Annotated in this window: 16 protein-coding genes and 1 pseudogene; 7 read left to right on the forward strand and 10 right to left on the reverse strand. The window is 35.7% G+C overall.

Features of this window, described 5'->3' with window-relative positions; genetic code table 11:
* The first annotated feature begins 17 nt into the window (after positions 1–17).
* Both ASG01_RS09740 and ASG01_RS09745 read left to right on the forward strand, forming a co-directional pair.
* Positions 18–407 carry a hypothetical protein gene (locus tag ASG01_RS09740; RefSeq protein ID WP_055863175.1) on the forward strand — a complete coding sequence of 130 codons (390 nt, stop codon included), beginning with the start codon at positions 18–20 and terminating at the stop codon, positions 405–407.
* Between the two features lie 785 nt (positions 408–1,192).
* Positions 1,193–1,645 carry a VOC family protein gene (locus ASG01_RS09745; protein WP_055863177.1) on the forward strand — a complete coding sequence of 151 codons (453 nt, stop codon included), beginning with the start codon at positions 1,193–1,195 and terminating at the stop codon, positions 1,643–1,645.
* Between the two features lie 691 nt (positions 1,646–2,336).
* On the opposite strand, the gene ASG01_RS16420 is transcribed toward ASG01_RS09745, so the two are convergent.
* Complete coding sequence (locus tag ASG01_RS16420) at positions 2,337–2,717, reverse strand: S41 family peptidase (protein ID WP_082498343.1); 381 nt, start codon at positions 2,715–2,717, stop codon at positions 2,337–2,339.
* 2,214 nt (positions 2,718–4,931) lie between these two features.
* Here ASG01_RS16420 and ASG01_RS09770 point away from each other — a divergent pair.
* The 5 genes from ASG01_RS09770 (at position 4,932) to ASG01_RS16425 (ending at position 11,191) form a co-directional block, all read left to right on the forward strand.
* Positions 4,932–5,345 (forward strand): hypothetical protein, encoded by a 414-nt coding sequence (locus tag ASG01_RS09770; protein WP_055863186.1) that lies wholly within the window; start codon positions 4,932–4,934, stop codon positions 5,343–5,345.
* A gap of 2 nt (positions 5,346–5,347) precedes the next feature.
* Positions 5,348–7,618: a reprolysin-like metallopeptidase gene (locus ASG01_RS09775; RefSeq protein ID WP_055863188.1), complete on the forward strand. Its 2,271-nt coding sequence runs from the start codon at positions 5,348–5,350 to the stop codon at positions 7,616–7,618.
* Positions 7,619–9,601: 1,983 nt separating this feature from the next.
* Positions 9,602–9,823, forward strand: coding sequence for a hypothetical protein (locus tag ASG01_RS16215; protein WP_238584540.1), 222 nt, complete (start codon positions 9,602–9,604; stop codon positions 9,821–9,823).
* Between the two features lie 74 nt (positions 9,824–9,897).
* Positions 9,898–10,275, forward strand: coding sequence for a carbonic anhydrase (locus tag ASG01_RS16220; protein ID WP_238584543.1), 378 nt, complete (start codon positions 9,898–9,900; stop codon positions 10,273–10,275).
* A gap of 334 nt (positions 10,276–10,609) precedes the next feature.
* The gene (locus ASG01_RS16425; RefSeq protein ID WP_410492822.1) at positions 10,610–11,191 is read left to right on the forward strand and encodes a DUF3667 domain-containing protein; all 582 of its coding nucleotides are present in this window, start codon (positions 10,610–10,612) and stop codon (positions 11,189–11,191) included.
* Between the two features lie 160 nt (positions 11,192–11,351).
* Here the strand turns inward: ASG01_RS16425 and ASG01_RS09795 are convergent, their stop codons facing one another.
* The 9 genes and pseudogenes from ASG01_RS09795 to ASG01_RS15740 all read right to left on the reverse strand — a co-directional run.
* Positions 11,352–11,858 carry a hypothetical protein gene (locus ASG01_RS09795; protein ID WP_055863195.1) on the reverse strand — a complete coding sequence of 169 codons (507 nt, stop codon included), beginning with the start codon at positions 11,856–11,858 and terminating at the stop codon, positions 11,352–11,354.
* Positions 11,859–11,868: 10 nt separating this feature from the next.
* A complete protein-coding gene (locus ASG01_RS09800; protein ID WP_055863197.1) occupies positions 11,869–12,480 on the reverse strand; it encodes a hypothetical protein in 612 nt (203 codons plus the stop codon).
* 185 nt (positions 12,481–12,665) lie between these two features.
* Positions 12,666–14,519, reverse strand: coding sequence for a LamG-like jellyroll fold domain-containing protein (locus ASG01_RS09810; RefSeq protein ID WP_055863201.1), 1,854 nt, complete (start codon positions 14,517–14,519; stop codon positions 12,666–12,668).
* 82 nt (positions 14,520–14,601) lie between these two features.
* The gene (locus tag ASG01_RS09815; RefSeq protein WP_055863203.1) at positions 14,602–15,273 is read right to left on the reverse strand and encodes an HAD-IA family hydrolase; all 672 of its coding nucleotides are present in this window, start codon (positions 15,271–15,273) and stop codon (positions 14,602–14,604) included.
* 2 nt (positions 15,274–15,275) lie between these two features.
* Positions 15,276–16,430, reverse strand: a complete 1,155-nt coding sequence (locus tag ASG01_RS09820; RefSeq protein ID WP_055863205.1) for a TIGR03364 family FAD-dependent oxidoreductase — start codon at positions 16,428–16,430, stop codon at positions 15,276–15,278.
* Between the two features lie 10 nt (positions 16,431–16,440).
* A complete protein-coding gene (locus ASG01_RS09825; RefSeq protein ID WP_055863207.1) occupies positions 16,441–17,754 on the reverse strand; it encodes a DUF5690 family protein in 1,314 nt (437 codons plus the stop codon).
* A 4-nt stretch (positions 17,755–17,758) separates the two neighbouring features.
* The gene (locus ASG01_RS09830; RefSeq protein WP_055863209.1) at positions 17,759–20,584 is read right to left on the reverse strand and encodes a TonB-dependent receptor; all 2,826 of its coding nucleotides are present in this window, start codon (positions 20,582–20,584) and stop codon (positions 17,759–17,761) included.
* Between the two features lie 337 nt (positions 20,585–20,921).
* Positions 20,922–21,497, reverse strand: a complete 576-nt coding sequence (locus ASG01_RS09835) for a helix-turn-helix domain-containing protein (RefSeq protein ID WP_055863210.1) — start codon at positions 21,495–21,497, stop codon at positions 20,922–20,924.
* A 178-nt stretch (positions 21,498–21,675) separates the two neighbouring features.
* Positions 21,676–22,003 (reverse strand): annotated as a pseudogene (locus tag ASG01_RS15740) (DUF389 domain-containing protein); the annotation flags it as partial.
* Positions 22,004–22,022: the final 19 nt, after the last annotated feature.

The following is a 22,022-nucleotide window of genomic DNA, read 5'->3' on the forward strand; positions in this document are numbered from 1 at the left end:
AACTGCGTCTTTAAAATATGAAATACTTTAAAATTATTATTCTTTGTTTTGTAATAGCCTCTGTTGTTAGCCTTACCGGCGTGTTTATCATGAAATCTACTAATATGATCGGTAAAGCGGATACAGATTTCAGAAATCTACCCTATGGTATTGCTATTGGCATTAATCTCTGTTTTTTTCTAGGGAGTTTTACGATTTTGCTTAATATGAAACAAAATATTGCCGGTAATATCGTATATCATGCGTTAAGTTTTTTTCTGTTACCTGGCTTGATTGTATTATTTTTTTTATTTGCCGGGTGGGATGAACTTTGGCCAGGAGTATTGTTTTACATTCCCTACCTGATTGTCCTGTTTATTTTTTTTGTTCGTTTAAAAAAACAAAATATCAGTAACCATAAAATTTGAAATTAAATTAAGTATTTCTGCTATGCTGTTATTTGCAGCAAGTTTTGTTGCTATTGCAGCGGTAGTTCAGTGTTAATTTTCTGAAGTTATTAAACGGTATAGTCCCGCAGCTGAGCTGTATGGATCTCATTTTGTGCGCTTTTTTAAGGCTTGCCAACATGTGTATCGATCATTTTGCTAGCCTGCGCGTTTTATTTCCTGAGTAGACATCATGTTGCACAGAAAAAACAAATGGCTTTTATCTTGAAGTTATGCCAAAAGCTGCGACGCTATCCTTGTATTTCATGCAAGTATTATTAATCTGAGCTTCTAAGCTTGCTATGGCAACGCTGGCTGTATTACCAATACCTGAATTCGAATCGGTAATAAATAGTGTTTTATTTTGTAAAAAAACCCATCGTTTTGATGAAACACCTAATGTTTACAATATGATTTTTTAAAGACTGGCTAATTTGCAGCTTATAAGATCTATCTAATATCAAAGCCAGCACGACATAAAAACTTCATAAAATAATTACAAGCAGAATATACAGCATATATATTTCATTTATTTTATATTATGATGCAAGATCAGCTGGATAATTTTTCTGGTATGCATGGTAGATATATAATTTTGTTATTGCGAAAATAAACTTAAAACTGCTTTAAATATATATTGCAGAGATTCGAAAACAAAATTATACTTTTATACAGCTTAAAGAACAAATGATTTTATAACACCAGGAAATAATAAACTGAAAAAGTGTTAGCATTAATAACGTTTCGAACAATACCGTCAAATTTTCATGATAAAAATAAAGTACGCTCATACCAACATTATAACGAAGGACTGGAAAAAACTTGCAAAGTTCTATGAAATCGTATTTAACTGCATACCAGTTCCACCTATACGAACCTATCAAGGAGAGTGGCTTGACAAAGGCACCGGTGTTGTAAATGCTGATTTACAAGGGATGCAATTACGTTTACCCGGATGTGGCGATAATGGACCAACACTCGAGATCTATCAGTATTCAGAAATGATAGATGCTGAAAGACACATAGCTAATCAAAGAGGATTTGGACATATTGCATTCCAGGTAGAGGATATTGCCGGACTTTTAGCATTAGCATTATCGAATGGAGCATCGAAGATTGGAGAGCTAAGCGAACATCATTTTGATAATAAAGGAGTTTTTAAGTTTATTTATATCTCGGATCCTGACGGAAATATAATAGAACTCCTAAACTGGAGTTGATATTGATTTAGCAAGCGTTGAAATTGACACCAAAAATTTTTATGGTTTAAATCCTTCAGTTATAATCCAGTTTAAATCGCATGATTATGCGAGAGATTTCGAACTATAATTCCAATAAAATGATTTAAGAACAGGCATTTTATTATAAAACATTCTACGCCTGAATTCCTGAAATATCCTGTAGCCGCAAAACTTAAAAAGTCAGCAGAGCTGCCAGAAAAATATATTGAATTATAGACACATAATGAGCTAAGCAAATCCCTGTAAGGAGTATCAGGGGTATGATTTGGGCAGCTGCAGATATATCCTAACGTCTACATGCAAGTATTATTATCTTAGCCCCGTAGCTTGCTATGGATGCTGGCTGCCTTTCCAATTCCTGGAGTCGAACCAGTAATAAATACTGTTTTATATTATAAAAAAACCCATAGGTATGAAATTCATTTGTTCAGATTGGCAAGCATTTAATCGTATCTACCAGCCTCACTTACTGATCATTTACTGAGAGTTAAAATTAATGTATATAATATCTCCGACCTCTTTTTCCGAGAGAATTCATGAGTTTAAATAACTGCAGATGTCGGCATTATGTCCATAAACAAGCTGACAAATAAAAATTAAAATATGGGGCTTTATCGACTGAAAATGTAAGCAATGTTGCAGTATCAGGAATTGAGCACTATTTTTTAGTTTATTTCTTCTGATCTATGAGTTCCAATGCTTTCAGTAGAAGCAGATCCTGATTATCTCTGATACTCTCAACGGTGGGGCGTACGAAAATGTCAGGCTGAATACCGATTCGCTGGGTTTCATCACCATTTGGATAATAAATGCCCAGTCCGGAAAAAATTAGTTCGCTTCCGTCCGTCATTTTAATGGAGGTCTTATTCCCGTCCGCCCCCGCAGTCTGACTTCCTACAAAAATGACGTTAGGGACTTTTTTGAATATCATTGCCCAAAGTTCAGCTGCACTCTGTGTGTACTCGTTGATTAAGACAACAACCTGACCTTTGTAGGCATTTGGATTATTCTTACCCGCAAATTTGTAGGTTTTGTCAATGATGTTATCGATAAAGCAGAATTTGNTTGATTAAGACAACAACCTGACCTTTGTAGGCATTTGGATTATTCTTACCCGCAAATTTGTAGGTTTTGTCAATGATGTTATCGATAAAGCAGAATTTGCCGGGCTGGCTGAAATCTGCTTTGGTCATAATCCCGAAATGTTCTGGCTTACTCAAAAGGTAATCAAAGATCTTTATCAGTGATCCGTCATTATTATAGCCTCGGAGATCGAAAACCATTCCTTTGGTATTTTGATACTTTTCCATNCTTACTCAAAAGGTAATCAAAGATCTTTATCAGTGATCCGTCATTATTATAGCCTCGGAGATCGAAAACCATTCCTTTGGTATTTTGATACTTTTCCATTAACGTTGGAATCTCCGTTTCTTTTAAAGATGCAAATTCAAAGTATACCTTGTCATCAAGCGGAAAGCTGGGATTCAGACGGCTTTCTTTTTCATTATATGTCAGGTACGTGTACTTTTTATTTTTGTAAAACAGCTGATAATTCGGTATGCCATCCTTGTCCCATTCATTCTGAAAAATGCGCTCAGTTCTTTCCATCACTGTTTTGAAAGCTTTTCCATTCTTTTTTACACCTTCTACTGTTGCTGTCGGGTCATTACTGCTGAATAGATAGCTNAATGCGCTCAGTTCTTTCCATCACTGTTTTGAAAGCTTTTCCATTCTTTTTTACACCTTCTACTGTTGCTGTCGGGTCATTACTGCTGAATAGATAGCTGTAAGCCTCACGTAATTTTACTGATTCATTGGAGTARGCAAAATATTTGGAATTGATATTAAGAGATTTAAGAACAGAATTTCCATTGATCTTTGTAATGAKATCTCCAACTTCAAGGTTGGCTTTCTTCATCTTGGTTTCATCTTTAATACCAGTGATGACGACTTGGCCGTCGGCGATCTGAAAAATAAAAGGAGCAGATAATTTTCCGACTACATCGTACTGTAAAGTTTTCTTTATTTCAACATGGCTGTCCTGAATTTCAGCAGCAAGCTGCATYACWGCAGATTTGTARTCTGYTTCTGTTTTTATCTGTTTGAAAACAGGGATGTACTTTTTCAGAACCTGATCCCATTTTTCATCCAGAAGATATTTGTAGGGATAAAAGTATTCGATCGCATTCCAGATTCTGAAGAGTTCCAGCATTTTAATTTCTGCAGAAAATTGMGTGTACGTTTTTTCATTACTGCTTTTGAAGCGRATGCTGTTTTCAACGGGATTGGAGTAGAAAGATCCTACGTTTTTATGTTGGGTAATAAGATCCAGCAATCGTTTTTTGTTGGTAGGATTTATTTTATTCAATTTTTTAATCCACGAATCATCATAATTACGAAGGGTAATGGAGTCGCAGTCTGATTTTATGATAGGGATTTGATCAGACGAACGTTGATCTGCCTGTCTCATCCAGTTGGTTATTACTTCGTCAGTGGTAGATTTTTTTGGATTGCTGATAGACTCCAGCAGGACATTATCCCAATCTATTTTTCCCATAGAAGCTGCCGGATGATAATATTTGATCAATCCCCACACTTTAGCTAAGTCATACAATTCACGGTCAGAGAATCTGTTGGTTTGAGCTGACAGGAGAGATGTTATAAAGATCGAGAGAAAAATGAGAAATTTCATGCGGTTAAATTATTGTTTTATTATAACGAATACGGTCTCCAAATAAAGTAAANGACAGGAGAGATGTTATAAAGATCGAGAGAAAAATGAGAAATTTCATGCGGTTAAATTATTGTTTTATTATAACGAATACGGTCTCCAAATAAAGTAAATTTTTATTATAACATGCTAAAAAGATTAAGTGCTTTTTATAATGACAATGGGAAACGTATTAAAGTTACAGGGATTTAGATTTTAAATAAATAAAAAGTTTTGTCACGCTGTTTTCAGTATAGGAAATAAATAGGACAAAAATCTAGCTGATTATTTTTTTAATACTGATCTTTCTTTTAAAAGCTAATGCTAAAATCTCCCACTGTAATTGTGGTGTAATCCGTGAATCCAGTAATCTATTGAGGTCTGTTATAATCTAATTATATATAGTTTTACCGCAGACACAAGTTGCATTTCCATGATGCACATTGATAGATAGTCGCTTAATTTTAATTAATGTATTAAGCTATAGGTGAAAATTGTATTGGTAGATTTAAGTTATTATCGTTTTTATTTTTTGTACTTTTCATTGCTATATTTATGATTTCCTTTACTGCGCAAAAAGCGACCTCACTTCAAATGAAAAATATTGAATTCACGGAGATTAGAAGAATGTACGGTAAAATGAATTTGCCCGAAGCAACAATTTTAAAATCAACGAAGGAAGTACGTGAACTGTACAGAAGTTTAAAGGACGTAAAATACTCCAGATCTACTCCTATACCTGTTTTGGAAAGCAAAGAATCAATTATCGTACTGAGACCAAGGCTTTATCAATTGAGATACTACGATATACAAGTAGAAAAGATATCAGATAACGGAAATGCCAGTATTGTTTATTATACAGAAATAGAAAATTGGGAATACGTCGATGCTAGACAGTCCCAACCTATTTTAATTATCAAATTGACACACACTCCAAAAAAAATAATTTTAAAACCTTTAAAAAAGTAATTATGAAAAAATGGTTATTATTGGTAGTCGGTTTAATCTGCGGGTCAGGCTCGGTCTACTCGCAACAGAATCGATGGTCTACAGCAGACAGAACGGTAAATGAAATCCGAGACCGTGCAGTATGGGTAACAGATTATCAACTTTTTAATCTGAATCTGAATGAATTAAACAAACAGTTGGCAGAGGCTCCTGATGGCGCTCTGTATCCTTTAGCAAAAGGTATCCTGATAAAATTCCCGAACGCAACGGGCACATTTGATACCTATGAAGTAAAAGAGGCTTCTACCATGAGTCCTGAACTGCAGAGCAGATATTCAGAAATCAGATCATACAGCGGTCACAAGATTGGAGATCCATCAACAAACATAAGGTTTACGGTAGATCCTGTTTTTGGTTTAAATGCTGTTGTACGAGGCGTGAACGGAATGTTTTATATTGACACTTACACAAAGGACAATAAAACCTATATTGCCTACAACAGAAAAAATGCAGTTTCATCAGCAGGATTCAATTGTCTTTTTAAAGAAGATGAAGCTGCCACCCAATCATTAAAAACAGAACTGGAAGGAAAAACCGTCATCGATGGTTTAAAACGCACCTACAGATTAGCTATCACTACCACCACAGAATATTCTGCATACATTGTTAACCAGGCCGGTCTGAATGCAGGAACAGATGCACAGAAAAAAGCGGCTATTTTAGCAGCGGTAAACCTTGCAGTAGCCCGTCTGAATCAGGTTTTTGAAAATGAAATTTCCGTTAAACTGCAGCTGATTTCCAATACGGATGCCCTCTTCTTTCTGACCACAGACACTTTTGATGCGCTCGATGCAGGACAAATGATCGATGAAAATGTAACAGTTACCAATAGCGCGATCGGGGTCAACAACTATGATATCGGTCATTTATTTTTTCAGGCAACTCAGGGAAATGACAATGGTTTAGCTTACACGCCTTCCGTTTGTAACAACTCTGTAAAAGCAGGTGGTGTTACCGGTTCGGGTATTCCTGTGGGCGATCCGTTCGTAATTGATTTTGTAGCACACGAAATGGGACACCAGTTTGGGGCAAACCATACTCAAAACAACGCCTGTAACAGAAATACAGCTACATCTATTGAACCCGGAAGTGCCAGTACGATCATGGGATATGCCGGAATCTGCTCTCCAAACGTCCAAAATAATAGTGATGCTTATTTTCATGCAGTAAGTATTAAGGAAATGTATACAAGAATTACAGGCGCAGGGAACTGCAGTGTCAATGTAGCGACAGGAAATAATGAACCAACCGGCGTAAATGCAGGTCCGGACAGAACGATTCCTATAAGCACACCTTTTGCACTGACCGGTACAGCCACAGATCCTGATGGAAATGCTATGACGTATAACTGGGAACAGACTGATTTTGGCGCAGCACTCATGCCTCCAAGACCTACCAATACAGTTGGACCTATGCACAGATCATTGTTCGCAACAACATCTCCTACAAGATATTTTCCAAGACTTTCAACGATTATAGAAGGGTATGATCCGTCAATTCTTACGGCAACAAATTACAGATCTTGGGAAAAACTGTCCTCTGTAGCAAGAACGTTAAACTTTTCTTTACTGGTAAGAGATAATAATCCACTGGGAGGACAAACGGGTCGTGATGATATTTTACTTACCGTGTCTCCTACTGCCGGACCTTTTATTGTGACTTCTCAAAATACAGCAGGTACCGTTTGGAATGTGGGAGAATCTAAAACCATTATGTGGAATGTAGCAAATACCAATGTTGCTCCCGTAAGCACTGCCAATGTTGCAATACTGTTATCAACAGATGGCGGACTTACGTTCCCACAAACACTGGTTGCAAGTACTCCAAATAACGGTTCTTATACCTTTACCGTTCCGGCAGGATTAGGAATGAGCTCAACTGCAAGAATTATGATTAAAGCGATTGACAATGTATTTCTGAATGTCAATACCACCAATTTCACAATCAATTCTGTCTTGGGTGTCAATGAAGCTGAAAAACCGAATGATGATTTCGCCATCTATCCAAATCCGTCAAACGGAATTTTCACACTTGAAACCAATTCAAAAGATAAGATTTCATATACAGTGTACGCAATGGACGGCAAATTAGTAAACAGAAAAACAGAGATCCGAAGCAGCAATGGGAAGATTTCTGAAAAAATAAATCTTTCTGATTTGCAGTCTGGAGTCTACATTATTCAGGTAGAAAAAGAAGGACAGAAAATTTCTAAAAAATTAATCGTCAAGAAATAAGACCTTCAACTTAAAATCTTTAGAAATTTAATCATAATCCGTCTCACTACAAATGTGAGGCGGATTTCTTTTATTAGGTTTTTAAAAGATAAATGCAACTCGTAGTGCATTATCAAATTGATAAATAAAGTTGATCATTTTCTGCAGAGATTTAATTTTATAAACAACTAAATACCATTTGATTAGAGGTAATCCTGTTCCATTCTCCAATGCTCAAAGCCTATTCCCAAAGGAAGTTCACAATTTATTTTTATTTGTTTTCAGTTTGTTGTTAACACGATGGGCATATTTTGTCAATAAGGTGGCAGTTATTTAAAAATAAGTATTTCAAAGTACTGAACTATTAATTGGTAACATTTTCAAAAAGTTATATGATTTTTTAAAACTATGTAGTGACTCAAGTCGTAGATAAAACTAAACACAATGATGAATCAGCTTATCTATCTTAAGATATTTATTNCAAAAAGTTATATGATTTTTTAAAACTATGTAGTGACTCAAGTCGTAGATAAAACTAAACACAATGATGAATCAGCTTATCTATCTTAAGATATTTATTATCAAAGCCATCGACTGGAAAGCAAGAAACGGAATAGTCATTTTACGAGTGTCTCTCGGAGCGGTATTTTTTTGGTTTGGATTTGTAAAATTTTTTCCAAATTTAAGTCTCGCCGAGGCAATCGCATCTAAGACAATCTTCGCACTTTCCGACGGTTTTATAGATAAAAACATATCGATGCCGGTACTCGCTATTTGGGAATGCGCGATAGGAATTGGTCTTTTNGTATTTTTTTGGTTTGGATTTGTAAAATTTTTTCCAAATTTAAGTCTCGCCGAGGCAATCGCATCTAAGACAATCTTCGCACTTTCCGACGGTTTTATAGATAAAAACATATCGATGCCGGTACTCGCTATTTGGGAATGCGCGATAGGAATTGGTCTTTTGAGTGGAAGATTCATGAAAATAACACTTTTTTTATTATACCTGCAGATGATCGGTACACTTACACCTTTAATAATTTTCCGAAACGAAACCTGGTCAGGAGTTTTTCTTGTGCCCACACTATTAGGACAGTATATTATCAAAAATGTAGTGCTGATTTCTGCGGGCATCGTAATAGGAGCGACTACCAACGGAGGAGCTTTGATTTCAAATCCTAATGTTGCTGTAAAGGCAGTTCATCTACAAACTCTATATTTTAGATACAAACGCCGTTATAATCAAGATCCTAAGTATAAGATTTANTTAGGACAGTATATTATCAAAAATGTAGTGCTGATTTCTGCGGGCATCGTAATAGGAGCGACTACCAACGGAGGAGCTTTGATTTCAAATCCTAATGTTGCTGTAAAGGCAGTTCATCTACAAACTCTATATTTTAGATACAAACGCCGTTATAATCAAGATCCTAAGTATAAAATTTAAAATTATAAAACGTTATTAATTCTGGATTTCATTCATTAGTAGATTTTCCAAAACGACGGTATAATCATTGATACTATCAAAACGCTACATCAAAAGATAATAAACCATCAAAAGCTGTTAAATCCTGAATATATTTCAGGATTTAACTTTTATGATCAAGAAATAATTTATCTTAATAAAGTCTGACGAATCTATCCTAATCTTTTATTTTTAAAAAATTTGCCACACCATTCAAAAATTCAAATTATCTGTTGCTTGAATTACATTTATCCATAAAAATTAGGTAATCAAATTTTCTTCAATCGATTCTATAACCTTTAAAATAAAGTTATTACTAAATAATCAAACTTTTATATTAAAGATCATAATGAAATCCTGCTCAATCCTAAACTCAGTATTAAGATAGATAACTTGTAATTTTTTAATTTTAATTATATAAAATCTTCAAAGTAAAACCAACAGCTTAAAACTCCTAATCTAATCTTTAAGATGAAATCCATTCTTGTAATTTTTATAATATCTGTACACTATCTGTACTGGTCTCCTGTACAAGAAATATGAATCAAAATTCTATAACTCTTAACAAGGAAGATATCAGTGATGATTATTTTTTAACAGAAGAATATCGATCCCGATTGACTCCAAATACCATTCTTGCCATTTTGAAGGAGAGAAATAAAGAATATATGCAGGATGATCTTACTATACGAAACACTTCGAAAAGAATTGGGAAGGCATCAATCGGACAGTATCCGGCATCGGTCATTTTATCTTTTTAAGACTCCAGAGTACCAGTAGAGTATGTCTTTCATTCGGGATAGGCAATTTATTTGTTGCACGAGTAGCAGGTAATATAAGCAATGAAGATATTTTAGGCAGTTTAAAATATGCTTGTAAGGTTTCCGGTGCAAAGGTAATAATCGTTAGGGGTCATGAGAATTGCGCTGCAATTAAGTCCGCAGTTGAAGATGTAAGATTAGGAAATATTACCGCACTCTTATTCAAAATAAAACCTGCTGTGATAGAGGCTTCAAACAATTTTTCTGGTGAAAAAATATCGAAAAGCGAAAAGTTCCTTGATTTAGTTACTGAAACCAATATTCATATGACTATCAATAACATCAGGCAGAATAGTGCTATTCTAGAGGAAATGGAGAGAAATGATCAGATTAAAATTTTGAGCGCCGAATATCAGATGGAGAAGGAAAACGTGGAATTTTTCAAGCACTGATATATTTCTAATCATATAGATATTTTTCGCACGAAACTTTAAAACACTCACTTTTTATCTATAAAAAGCGTACATTGGCTACAATTCAGTCTTTTTTATAATTTTATTATAAAAAATTAATTGCAGTTGTATACATTATTAAAGCATTTCTTTGCGCACATTTATTTCTAAAGCTAAAATCAAAATTCGTTTTATGACCATTTGTAAAAACTGCGGAAACTCATTTGACGGGAACTACTGCAACTAGTGCGGTCAGTCGGCCAAAACCAAAAGGATCAACCACGAATTTCTATGGGAGGATGTTCAGCATGGTCTTCTGCATTATGATAAGGGAATCCCTTATTCCTTAAAAAAACTTTTCGGAAAGCCTGGTTTTGTCATTGATGAGTACATTGCGGGTAAACGAGTCAATCATTTCAGACCGATTTCGATGGTAATTGTTCTGGCTACGATCTACGCTATGATTTATCACCTTTTGAATCTTAATGACAGACCAACCCTCGATCAATCTTCCGAATTGATTGTGGAAAAGGTATTTGAACATTATTACTGGTTTGTCGTTGCGACGATCCCGATCTACGCACTTACAACGTTCATTATGTTTAAAAAAACAGGATATAATTTTTTTTTTGAATTTATCATTTTTGAAGCTTTTAAGACCTCACAAAGTCTGGTAGTACATATACTCTTTCTTCCGGTTCTTTACTTCTTTAAAGATCGTTCCGTATTTAATACTATATCACATCTGCTTCTGGTGCTGGATTTCATACTAATACTTTGGATCAATAAGCAATTTTTCAAAAATCTATCACTGTCGCAGGTTTTAATTAAAAGTCTGGCAAGTTATCTCATGTATCTTATACTTTCCTTAATACTTATTGTAATCATAATTATACTATTTGGCCTTGACCGTTGAGATATTTTTTTAAATAAAAAAGTGAAGCGGTAAGGCATCACTTTTATGTTTTAACTGTCAATTTTATATGAACAGGTAATAACTGATAAACATTTATTTACAAATTCATTTTTTTTCGTAAAAATAGATTTTATAACTAATGTAAATCTAAGCTTCTGAACTACTGCAGCTTTCTCACCGAAACATTTGGCTCTTCGCCCTGTGGTACAATGAAAACCGCATTGTCACTTACCGTATCTCCCAGATCAAGATAATATCCTGCGACTACAGGAAGTACTGAACTTACATATTTACCTTCTTTGTTGTATGCCCAATACGTCACATTAAGTGTATGTGCTTTTGGTTTCAAATCGATTTTCTTTGATGTAAGTTTGGCTCCTGTGGCATTGATGCAGTTGATTTCAACCAAAGCGTTATTAATAACGATCTGAGGAGCGCTTGCAAGTCTCATATTAATGCTGTTCCCACTTTTATTGGTTGCCGTAGCAGAAACTTTGTAGCGGTCAAAATTTTTACCACCCACGGTAACAGATTCTTTATTCAGGATATTAAAACTGACATCCAAACCATTGACGTCTACTGTTCCTCCATCAGTAATTTTCTGTCCGTGTAAACTGGTCAGTGAGGAGATTGTAAAGAATACTGCTAAAAAAATAGTTTTTTTCATGGGATTAATTTTAAAATGAATATGATTTTGATGTATCTGTATCAAAGAGTTTTACTGCATCGGTTTCCGGAACTTCTTCAGTTGGCTTTACCAAAGATGGATTTGATGGATATTTTCCATTTTTATTCATCAGTTTTTTCCAAGAATTGCCTTCCTTAAACCATAGTACTTTCCATCCGTTTTCAGTTTGCGAATCTACAGTTATCGGAGTCCGGATTACGGTAAATCTGTTGATTAATTTTAATTTGCTGTCCAGAAGTAACAAAGTGCAACCACCTGAACCACAGAAGTAAGGGGTGTAGAAACTGATGAATATTTCTTTTTTAGCATCGCTGTTTAAATCAATTTGCTGCATATGAAATTTTCGCTCTCCCGGATCAATAACCCTGAGATCTTCAGGTTTCAGATATTTCGAAATGATATAATCTTTTAACTTTAATGCCAATGAATCTTCCGATTTTATTACAGATTTAACAGCTGAGGACGCACCAGTGTCCACGGAGCCCACCGGCATGTCTGAGAAATTTCTCTCCTCTACCGCTTTGTAGGAAGTTTTATCGCATGAAACTATACTAAAAAAGATCATGCACATGAGAGACGGGAACAAAGAAAATTTTTTCATTTGTTTGATTTGGTAAGTAAAGATAATGAGATCGTTTTAAAAATTTGTAAGACCATATTTTTAAACAGTATTGTGAACTCTACTTTTCAAGAAGGATTATTATTAAGGATTATTATTTTAATTAAACATAAAAAGTACAGACTAAAAAAAACAGTCTGTACTCTAAAAATCAATTATTCCAGCGGTTATTTTTTTACAAATGTTTTTTGAAACCGTTTGCTTGCTGTGTTAACCACGATAATGTAATTTGCATTGGGTAATGACTGTATATCAATATTTTCGTCATAATTCCCCATTGAAGAATTTACTGTTTTGTAGAAAACCACTTTTCCTGAGAAATCGATGATCTGCACTTTGATTTTATTTTGAGTTGATTTCAGTTTAAAATTAATTTCCTTGCTGGCCGGATTGGGATAGACTTTAAATTCTGATTCACTATCGGTAATTTCAGTTACAGCAAGACTTCCACTACTGCACTGCGGAATTCTGTTTACGCCATCAATTCCCCAGACTGACTGTACGGGAATACATAGCCAGTTAAGTACAGTTGGAAAATGATCGGTCTGTCTTGGTGTATTCAGATAATTCTGTATGGTAAAAGTTTCTGATGTCTGAAGATTTCTCGTCGGAGAACCGGTAATTGTTGCATTATTGCCTAATGGTCCTGAATCTGTCAAAGTATTTCCAGAAGCTTCAGTCATTTTATAATTTGCCAAAAGATTAGCGTAAAAAGGATGGGAACTCGTGACGTCCTGATTAGCCCACTGTAAAATGGCTTCATTCGACAATTTCGCATTCCAGATTCTTATATCTTTATAAGAGGCAGCGAGGTTGACACTATAGGTATTCGTACCGTCCTGATTGATGGTTAACGGTAGATTTGAAGTGATGTCACCAATGGTATTCAATTTTCCAACAGTTACAGGAACTCCGTCATCATACATTGTCGCAAGACCGTCTCTGTCAAACGTTACAGCGATATGCTTCCATTGGTTAGTTACAAGTTTTCCACCCGTTAAGTCCAGTCTGTTGCTTCCGTCACCGATATTCATTTTAAAATTCTGGCCCGAAGATCCTGAAATTACAAAACCTTTATTGTAACCATTATTCCAGTTTTTATTGCCGATAAAAACCGGGTCACTTGTATAGTTCGAATTAGGTTTTATCCAGAATTCAACCGTAAAATCCTGTGTTGCTCCAAAATTAAAGCCACTCTGAACGGAAGGTTTCGCATAAGTTCCGGCGGGAAAATTTACCCGGTTATACGTTGGTGTATTCTGATTTTGCGTTTTGCTGATTTGCTGAGACGTAAATGATGGATTCGAGTAAATTGAAAAAATATCTCTCTCAGAAAGGTTTGCTCCACCGTGGGCTGTATCGGTAGCCCCATGATCAGTGGTAACTACTACCAACCAGTTTTCATTATTATAAGTACTTCTGTTTTTCATCGCTGTCAGTATTTCACCGACATAAGTATCTGTTACCTGAATAGAAGTTACATATTGGGGCACAGCCGAAGAGAAACCGTACGAATGTCCCGCGTGATCTACGTCATCAAAATCTACAAAAAGTACATCAGGATTATCGTTTTGCAGGGCATTAACCGCTGCATTTTTAACTGCAAGATCAGTTGAGAAGTTGGTTTTTACATCTGCATTCTGAATAATAGTATTGTTGATGGGAGCCCAGTGTGCCAGGGAGATGGTTTTCAAATTTGCATTGTAGGTTTCAATTCTTGAAAGAAAATCAGGATAAGCTGTAAAATTGGGAGCCGTAAAATTGTTATCCTGTACATTATGTTTATTATGGTATACTCCGGAAAGCATCGTACTCCAGCCGTTTCCACTCCATGTCGGTGCCAGCGTTATCGCATCTAAAGAATAGATTGCAGTAGGCAATAATCCCTGGATGTTAGGCGTGTTCGATGACATCATCACATCAGGTCTGCACCCATCTATCCCTATGAACAGGACTTTTTTGGTCTGAGCACTCATCATTGCGCCGGTTATGAGCAGAAGAGAAAGAAGTTTTGTTTTCATAATAACTATTTTAAAGATTTAATTTTGGAATTGAGTTAAAACTGACTACAGAATTACTTCCGTAATCAGTTTTTTGAAGTAATTAAAAAAGAATATATTCAGCCTCTGATAGGTTGTTTAAAATATGATCAGGTGATGCCAGTTCAAGTTGTGCTCTGGTTTGTGCACCGCTCAAAACGGCAATTGTCATTCCGCAGCCTGCGTTTTTCCCCTCCTGAATATCGATGGCAGAATCTCCAGCTTTCAAAACCTTTTTGGGATCGGTAATTCCGAATTTTTTCATCGCAAGGATGATCATTTCGGGGCTTGGTCTGCTTTCAGAAACATCGTCGGCAGTAATAAGTGCATGATAATGAACATCAATTTTCCAGTTAAGTTTTGTGAGCAATTGTTGGGCAATTTTCTGCGTGTAGCCGGTATTTAGAACCACTTTTTTACCTTTAGATTTTACTTTTAACAAAAATTCTTCAACTCCGGCGATGGGTTTTACGTTGAGATCGTTATAAGCAAGAGCCAATTCATCAGAAAACTTTTCGAAGATTACTTCCGTATCTTCTGTATTTCCTTCTATGTTTTCCAGTAAATTTTTAATAGCTTCCGCTTTTTCCATTCCGGCACATATTTCCAGAACTTTATCTAAAGTCACCTGATAACCAAAGTCAGTGACTGCTTTTGTAAGTGTTTTATACACTACATTATCTTCATCGATCGTTGTTCCGGCCATATCCAGAACCAATAATTCTATCGCATTCATTTTTAAGAGTAAATTTTATCAATATTAAATTTTGCGAAGCCGCCGCTTCCTGTCATTCCTTTTCCGCCAATACCTGTCACAATGTGAATGTTGGTCGAAACATTGTGCTCAAAAATATCTTTAGTTTTGCACTGAGAATAAATTCCAAACCATCTTCTCTGAATTTCGTAGGTTGGCAAATCGATTATTTTTTTAGCTTCATTAATCATAAATTCGTCGATATCCATATTTAAATCATAACCAAGATCATCTGCATTTTTGGCATCTGCGTATTCGTGAGAATCGCCGATAATAACAGAGCCATCCAAAGCCTGTTTAAATAAAATGTGGATTCCGAATTTCTTTTCAAATAAGTTTTTGTCTTCTCCACTTTTTATTTTGTCAAAAGATGCACATTCGGTAAATGACTCGTATCTTCTGATGGAAAGTCCGGTCAGAATATTTCCAGGAAGTGAATAAATTCCCTGCGGTTTGGTCTGAAGCATTTGCAGTTTGCTGACTTCAAGATCACTTTCATTAAAAGTTTCAGGATATAATGTTTTAAACTCGTGTCCGCCACAAATGATGATTTTAGATGAGTTGAATTTCTTTCCGTCTGCTGTCAAGACAGTACACTGAGAATTATTTTCATTCGTTTCTACCACAGTGGTATTGTAGAAAATATCCAGGCCTTCCTGAGTTTTCAGATATTGATGAAGTTTTACAATCATCTCGCTGGAATCAACTGAAATCTCTTGTGGGTAAAACAATCCGCCTTTACAGTAATCAGATCTGAGACCGTCAAACTTCTGGATGCATTCACTTTTTGAAAGAATGATTGATTCGTAATCATTGTTTTTGTTAATTTGAGCCAGTTCTTCAATCAGCTGCAGTTCCTCATCATTTGAAGCAATATAAACTGAACCATTTTGTCTTACGGTCAGATCGGCTTTAGACTGTAGATCTTTATAAATATTTAAACTTTCTTTTCCGAAATTCTGCCATTTAATATCCATTCCCGATGGAACTACCTGTCCGAAATTTCTTACGGTTGCGCCCTGGGGAATAGAATTTCTTTCCAGAATCGCCACTTTCAGATTTTTCTGTAAAGCGTGGTATGCGTGGAATGTTCCTAAAATTCCGCCACCTACAACGATTAAATCATATTGAGTATTCATATGTATTATTTTAAATTTTAAAAGCATCAAAACGAATTACCTGTGATGTTTCTTCGTCTTCAGCATTTGACTTTGACCTCGATTTTTTTTGGAATGCTAAAAATGCAACAACAGAAAAAAGTAAAACGATTGCTGCAATGATATAATTAAGATGAATATAAAACTGAAGCCACGAGCGGTCTTGTGATCCTAAATTTTTCAGAAACAGAACGGAAACGCTTCCCAAATATCCAAATGCGTCAACGAAATAAATGAAGAATCCTACATTTCCTTTTATTTTAAAAGCAGCAATCATCCGGTCAAAATAAATTCCGTTAAAAGGAATATAACAGAGATACATTCCGAAACCAGATACAGTCATCCATAAAAATGGAGAAATGATGTTGCTCTGAAATAAAATAGTGGATAATGCAACCAAAATAATTCCGCCAAAAAGAATATAATGATAGTATGCAAAGGCTTTTTTATTGTTTTTTACCTTAACCATAATACCAAGAATCAGTAAAACCATTATCGAGATTGGAACTTCCGTCAAAGTGAAAACTGAACTGTCTGCGTTACCGCTCATCTCATCCCAAATCTCACGGCTGAAATTATCACGGAAATCACGCAAAACAGTAAGACCAATATAAAGGATCGTGATGCTGACCAACGGGAGGAAAAACCTTTTGACCAAAGACATTCTTTCCTCTTCACTCAAAGGTTTTCTTTCTTTTTTAAGAGTGATATCTTCTTCATTCGGAGCCGGAATTTTATTTAATAAAACCGCAAAAATAATCAACGGAATAATGAAAAGTAGACCTGTTGCAAACGGCATCCAGAATTCCGAAATTCCAAAACTGTCCATCAAAAATTTTCCGGCAGATTTTACCACTCCTGAAGAAACTACGAAGCTTGAACAGAGAAATAATCCGATAATTTCGGTGGTTTTTCGTCCTTCAATGTAAGAGAAAACAATTCCCCAGATCATGCCCAAAGGAATTCCGTTGATGAACATGAACAAAATATTGTATGGCGCAGGAACGACTGCAAATCCCAGCAAAGCAAGCTCGGCAATTCCGATAAAGACCAAAAGAAAAAGAATTCTTTTCTGAGGTTTCAGTTCTGAAATGAATTTAATTCCGATAAATTTTGAAATAAAATACCCGACTGCCTGAGCGATGATAATCAGAATTTTATAATCGAAACCAAAAAACTCCAGATTGCTGAATGAAGCTACAGCAAAAGGTTTTCTGAAGGCATACATGCAGAAGTAGACCCCGAAAGCAGCGATGGCCGCTTTCAGAGTTACATTCAGTGTATTATTTTTTGATGGAGTAATCATTATTTTAGAAATTAAGCTTTACCCCAATGTTTCCTCTTACACCGTAATATTCCACCTGTTCCGGTCTTTGCTCGTCTTTTCCGAAATGATAAATCAAAGGTTTATTCAAAATGTTGTTGACATCGGCAAAAACAGTGATATGCTTATTGATTTGGTAAGATGTTCCAAAGTCAAGATTGCTGTATTTTCCGTAGTAAGAATCATAAAGATCTTCTTCAGCATATTCTACTGCAAATTTCCCTTTGTGATTGTAAGCCAGTCTTGCATTGAATCCTTTTTTCTCGAAGAACAACTGGATATTGTACAGTTCTTTGGCCTGGTAAGGAAGTTTTACCATTCTTCCGCTGGGCTTTTCCATCTCAGAAGTCATAAACGTGGCATTCAGCTGCGTTCCGAAGTATTGCAGGAATCCCGGCAGAAAATCAAATCTTCTGTTGATTCCCAATTCGATTCCGCCTAACCAGGCTGCTTTTCCGTTGTTGGGAGCACTGAACTGTACACCAGTGTTTCCATTATAATTTCCGATAAAAGAATCCTGAAAAATAGGATCAGTAATAGATTTATAAAAAACCCCACCGCTTAAAATCCCGACATTTGAGAAATAATATTCGCCCATTAAGTCTAAATTGACCGAGTAGGTCGGGTTAAGGTTTGGATTTCCACCCTTAAACTCGTTGTCTGCTTCAATGTATGTTCCACCTGGAGTAAGGTCTCCGAAATTTGGTCTTGAAAAAGTACGGGTTGCAGCAAAACGTAAATTGGTTTTGTCGTTGATCATATATTTCAAGTGCAACATTGGTAAGACAGCAAGATAGTTTTTGACATTTTCAACGGGTGTTAAAACATCTTCAACAACATTATAACCCTTTACTTTGGTATGAGTGTTTGATAATCTCAGACCTCCCAGAACGGTTATTTTGTCACTGATTTTATATGTTCCCATTCCGTAGGCGTCGGCATGCTTTTCGAAGACGTCGAAATTTCTTCCTAATGCTTTGTTGTATTCTAATGCCTCAGAATCGGTTTTGTTGATGGTTAAATTTCCCTGATTCTGGAACCAGAACTGATCCATTCCGCCTGTGGAAAGTACGGGACCGAAAGTATTTCCGATATTGGTATTCAGTTCGCTCAGATAATTCGCTGCTCCAGGTTGAGTGGTGATATGCTGACCGAAATCTGATAATAAGGGAGCCGTGCCGTTAGACCAGTTATAGAAAATGTCAGAGAAGCGGGCATTTCGTTCTTTATCCCGGTATTTTAAACCGTATTTTAAAGTTAATTCATCCGAAACATTGATTTCGTGGTTGAAACCGGCAACAATTTTATCTTTTTCCTGAACATGCACTTTGTAAAATTCCAGATCAGTGAATCTCATTTGAGAAGCATCCATTTTATAATTCGGGTTGCTGTAAAAACCAAATAGTGCATCGGGATCTTTGTAGTCTAACTTTCCGCCATCTGCTTTCCAATAAGCTCTCGGGCCGTTTCCTTTATCAGAAATATAATTTGGATTGATTCCCACACCGTTTTGGGTGTATTTAATAACATAGTAAGAATTATTCTGCTTATCCGGAATGTTACCGTATTTAAAAAGGTTGTTGTAGTAGGAAAGATCCCAGTCAATTTTACTTTTGTTTAACTGATGAACTCCACCCAAAGAAACTGAAGTCAGTTCTGTAATCAGTAAATTGTGAATATTCTGAAGCTCAACTCTGGCCGTATTGTTGGCCGCACTGAATTTATCAAACCGCACTCTGTGTTTGTAGTGCGTTTCGTCATCAGAAAGCGTTCCGTACATTCCTTTCAAATACAGGGTGCTTTTTGGTGACAGCACATATTCTAAAGCAGCGTTGGCTCCTGTGGTTTTTCTTACCCCATTATAATCACGGAGTTCCATTCTGAAAACCCCTTCGTCACCGCTTCTTCTTGCTTCAAAATTATCTGTTGACCAGTTTCTGATGAAGTGCGAAAAATTAACAAGATATCCGAACTTCTTATCTTTCGTTCTTCCGCCGTAAAGCAGTCCCAGATTATAAACACCTTTGTCAGACTTTGCATTGTAACCTGTCCCCAAAGTTCCTCTGAATTCCGTTTTCATCGGAGGAGTTTTGGTAATGAAGTTGACACCTCCGCCTATACCATCTGCTTCCATATCCGGGGTAAAAGATTTGTTGACATGAACATAAGAAATCAATTCGGTAGGGAAAAAATCAAAAGCTGTCGCTCTGGACGTGGTCTCTTCTTCAGCGGTTGGAAGTCTGTTTCCATTAATGGTTGTGGAAGCCCAGAAAGGCGGAAGTCCTCTTAAAGAAACGAATCTTCCTTCGCCCTGATCACGCTCGATAGAGACTCCCTGAACTCTCTGTACAGTTTCCGCTGCATTTCTGTCCGGCAGTTTTCCGATGCCGTCTGAAGCAATGACGTTTGAAATATTGATAGCATTTTTCTGCATATTCAATGCCCGGGCTTCACTGTTTTTCAAAGATCCAGTTACTACAACCTCATCAATATTTTTCTGTTTCTGAAACATTGAAATAATTCCCAAATCAAGCGACTGATCTGATATCAGATCAACAGCCATGTTTTGAGGTTCATAACCGATGTATGTAAACTGTAAATCGTAGTGACCAGGTTTCAAATCATTGACAGAAAATTTTCCGTCAACATCTGTGATTACAATTTTTGAGCTTCCATTGATTTTAACCGTAGCGCCCGGAAGTGGCTGATTGTTATCTGAAACCGTTCCTGTGACGATTTGTTTTTGTGCCGACACAAATATGGTACAGCAGGCAAAAAGAGGAAATAAAGATTTTTTTATAATTGTTTCCATTGTTTACATATATTAAATTTCTATTGCAAAACAACTCATTAATTTTAATATATGTAAAATTTTAATATTAATTTATATTTAATAAATAATGGATGAATATTAACTCAATCTTACGGAATCAGGATCTAAGTTCTATTGAAACTCAAATGATTAAACAGTTTAGAACACTGTAAATTAGGGAGTTATTTGAATAAATAAAAAATGAACTGCTGATAAGCAGTCCATTTTGTGCAAGGTTATATTGTCGAATTTATATTAACAATTTTAAATATAAAAAATCTAAATTTTACTATTTGTAAACTTTTACAATAAAAAGAAAGAAAAACTAACTCAGTTTTCAACTTTTATCAGAGTAAAAATAAAGCACCAACATCAGACAGTCTTCGTCTGAAATACTGACCGGAACATGAGGTAATTTTCCATTGAAATAAAGCGAGTCGCCTTTGTGAAGCTCAACTTCTTCATTATCTATGATGTATTTTACTTTGCCTTTTAAGATATATTTAAATTCCCAGGCATCTGTAATTACTTTATCTCTTTTGGAGTTGGGTTCCAAGGTCAACAAAACCGCTTCAAACCCTAATGAATGCAGACTTTTGCTGAAAATATGCATATATTTAAAACCTTCAGCCTCTACTTCTTTTTCTATAACCTGCTGATTTTCTTTCGGTACAAAAATAAATTTTGCATTAGATTTTTTCTCAACACCTTCAAAAAAATAACTGGCATCAATATCCAAAGACTGTATCAGTTCAAGTAAAACCGGCAACGAGGGAATCGTCCTCCCGTTCTCAATTCTGGAAACCAAACCATTGCTCACGCTCGCTCTCGTAGCAAGATCATTAATAGTAAGATTATTTTTTTTTCTTATATCCTTTAATCTTTTTCCGATACCTATTAAAAAGTCACTCATGTTATCTACTGTTTCAGGCTATTGTATTTATAGTGACTGTAAAAATAATAAATAAATAAAATGTTAATGTAAAAAAAATTTACAAATAGTAAAATACTTATCTATATTCTAACGTAATTTGATGAGACTATGCTGCTTTAAGACCTTTTAGTGTAGCCATTTCCAGTCTTTAATTGTTGAAGATTGAGAGGAAAAAATTAAAAGTAGCAAGACCAAATCCTGCCGTACACAGGGGAGGCATCAATGCCGTTGCAATAGCAACAGCCGGAATAGGATTTCCTTTTTCTACCCTTGTTATGGCTATGATACCTACCAGACCACCAAAAAAGCAATCAGAACATCATAAATGTTGGGTGAAGTCCTTGCCAAAAGTTCTGATTGTACGTCCTTAACAGGAATGATGTAGAAATAAAATCCAGAAACCTATAAGCTCACACTGTTGCGATGATAAGATTTTTGAACGATTTTTTGAGCAGAGGAAAGTTATAGGTTCCAAGAGCAAATCCACCTACTAAATATAAAAGA

Origin of the sequence: Chryseobacterium sp. Leaf180, from assembly GCF_001424585.1 — a bacterium.
In the GTDB taxonomy this organism is placed as follows: Bacteria; Bacteroidota; Bacteroidia; order Flavobacteriales; family Weeksellaceae; genus Chryseobacterium.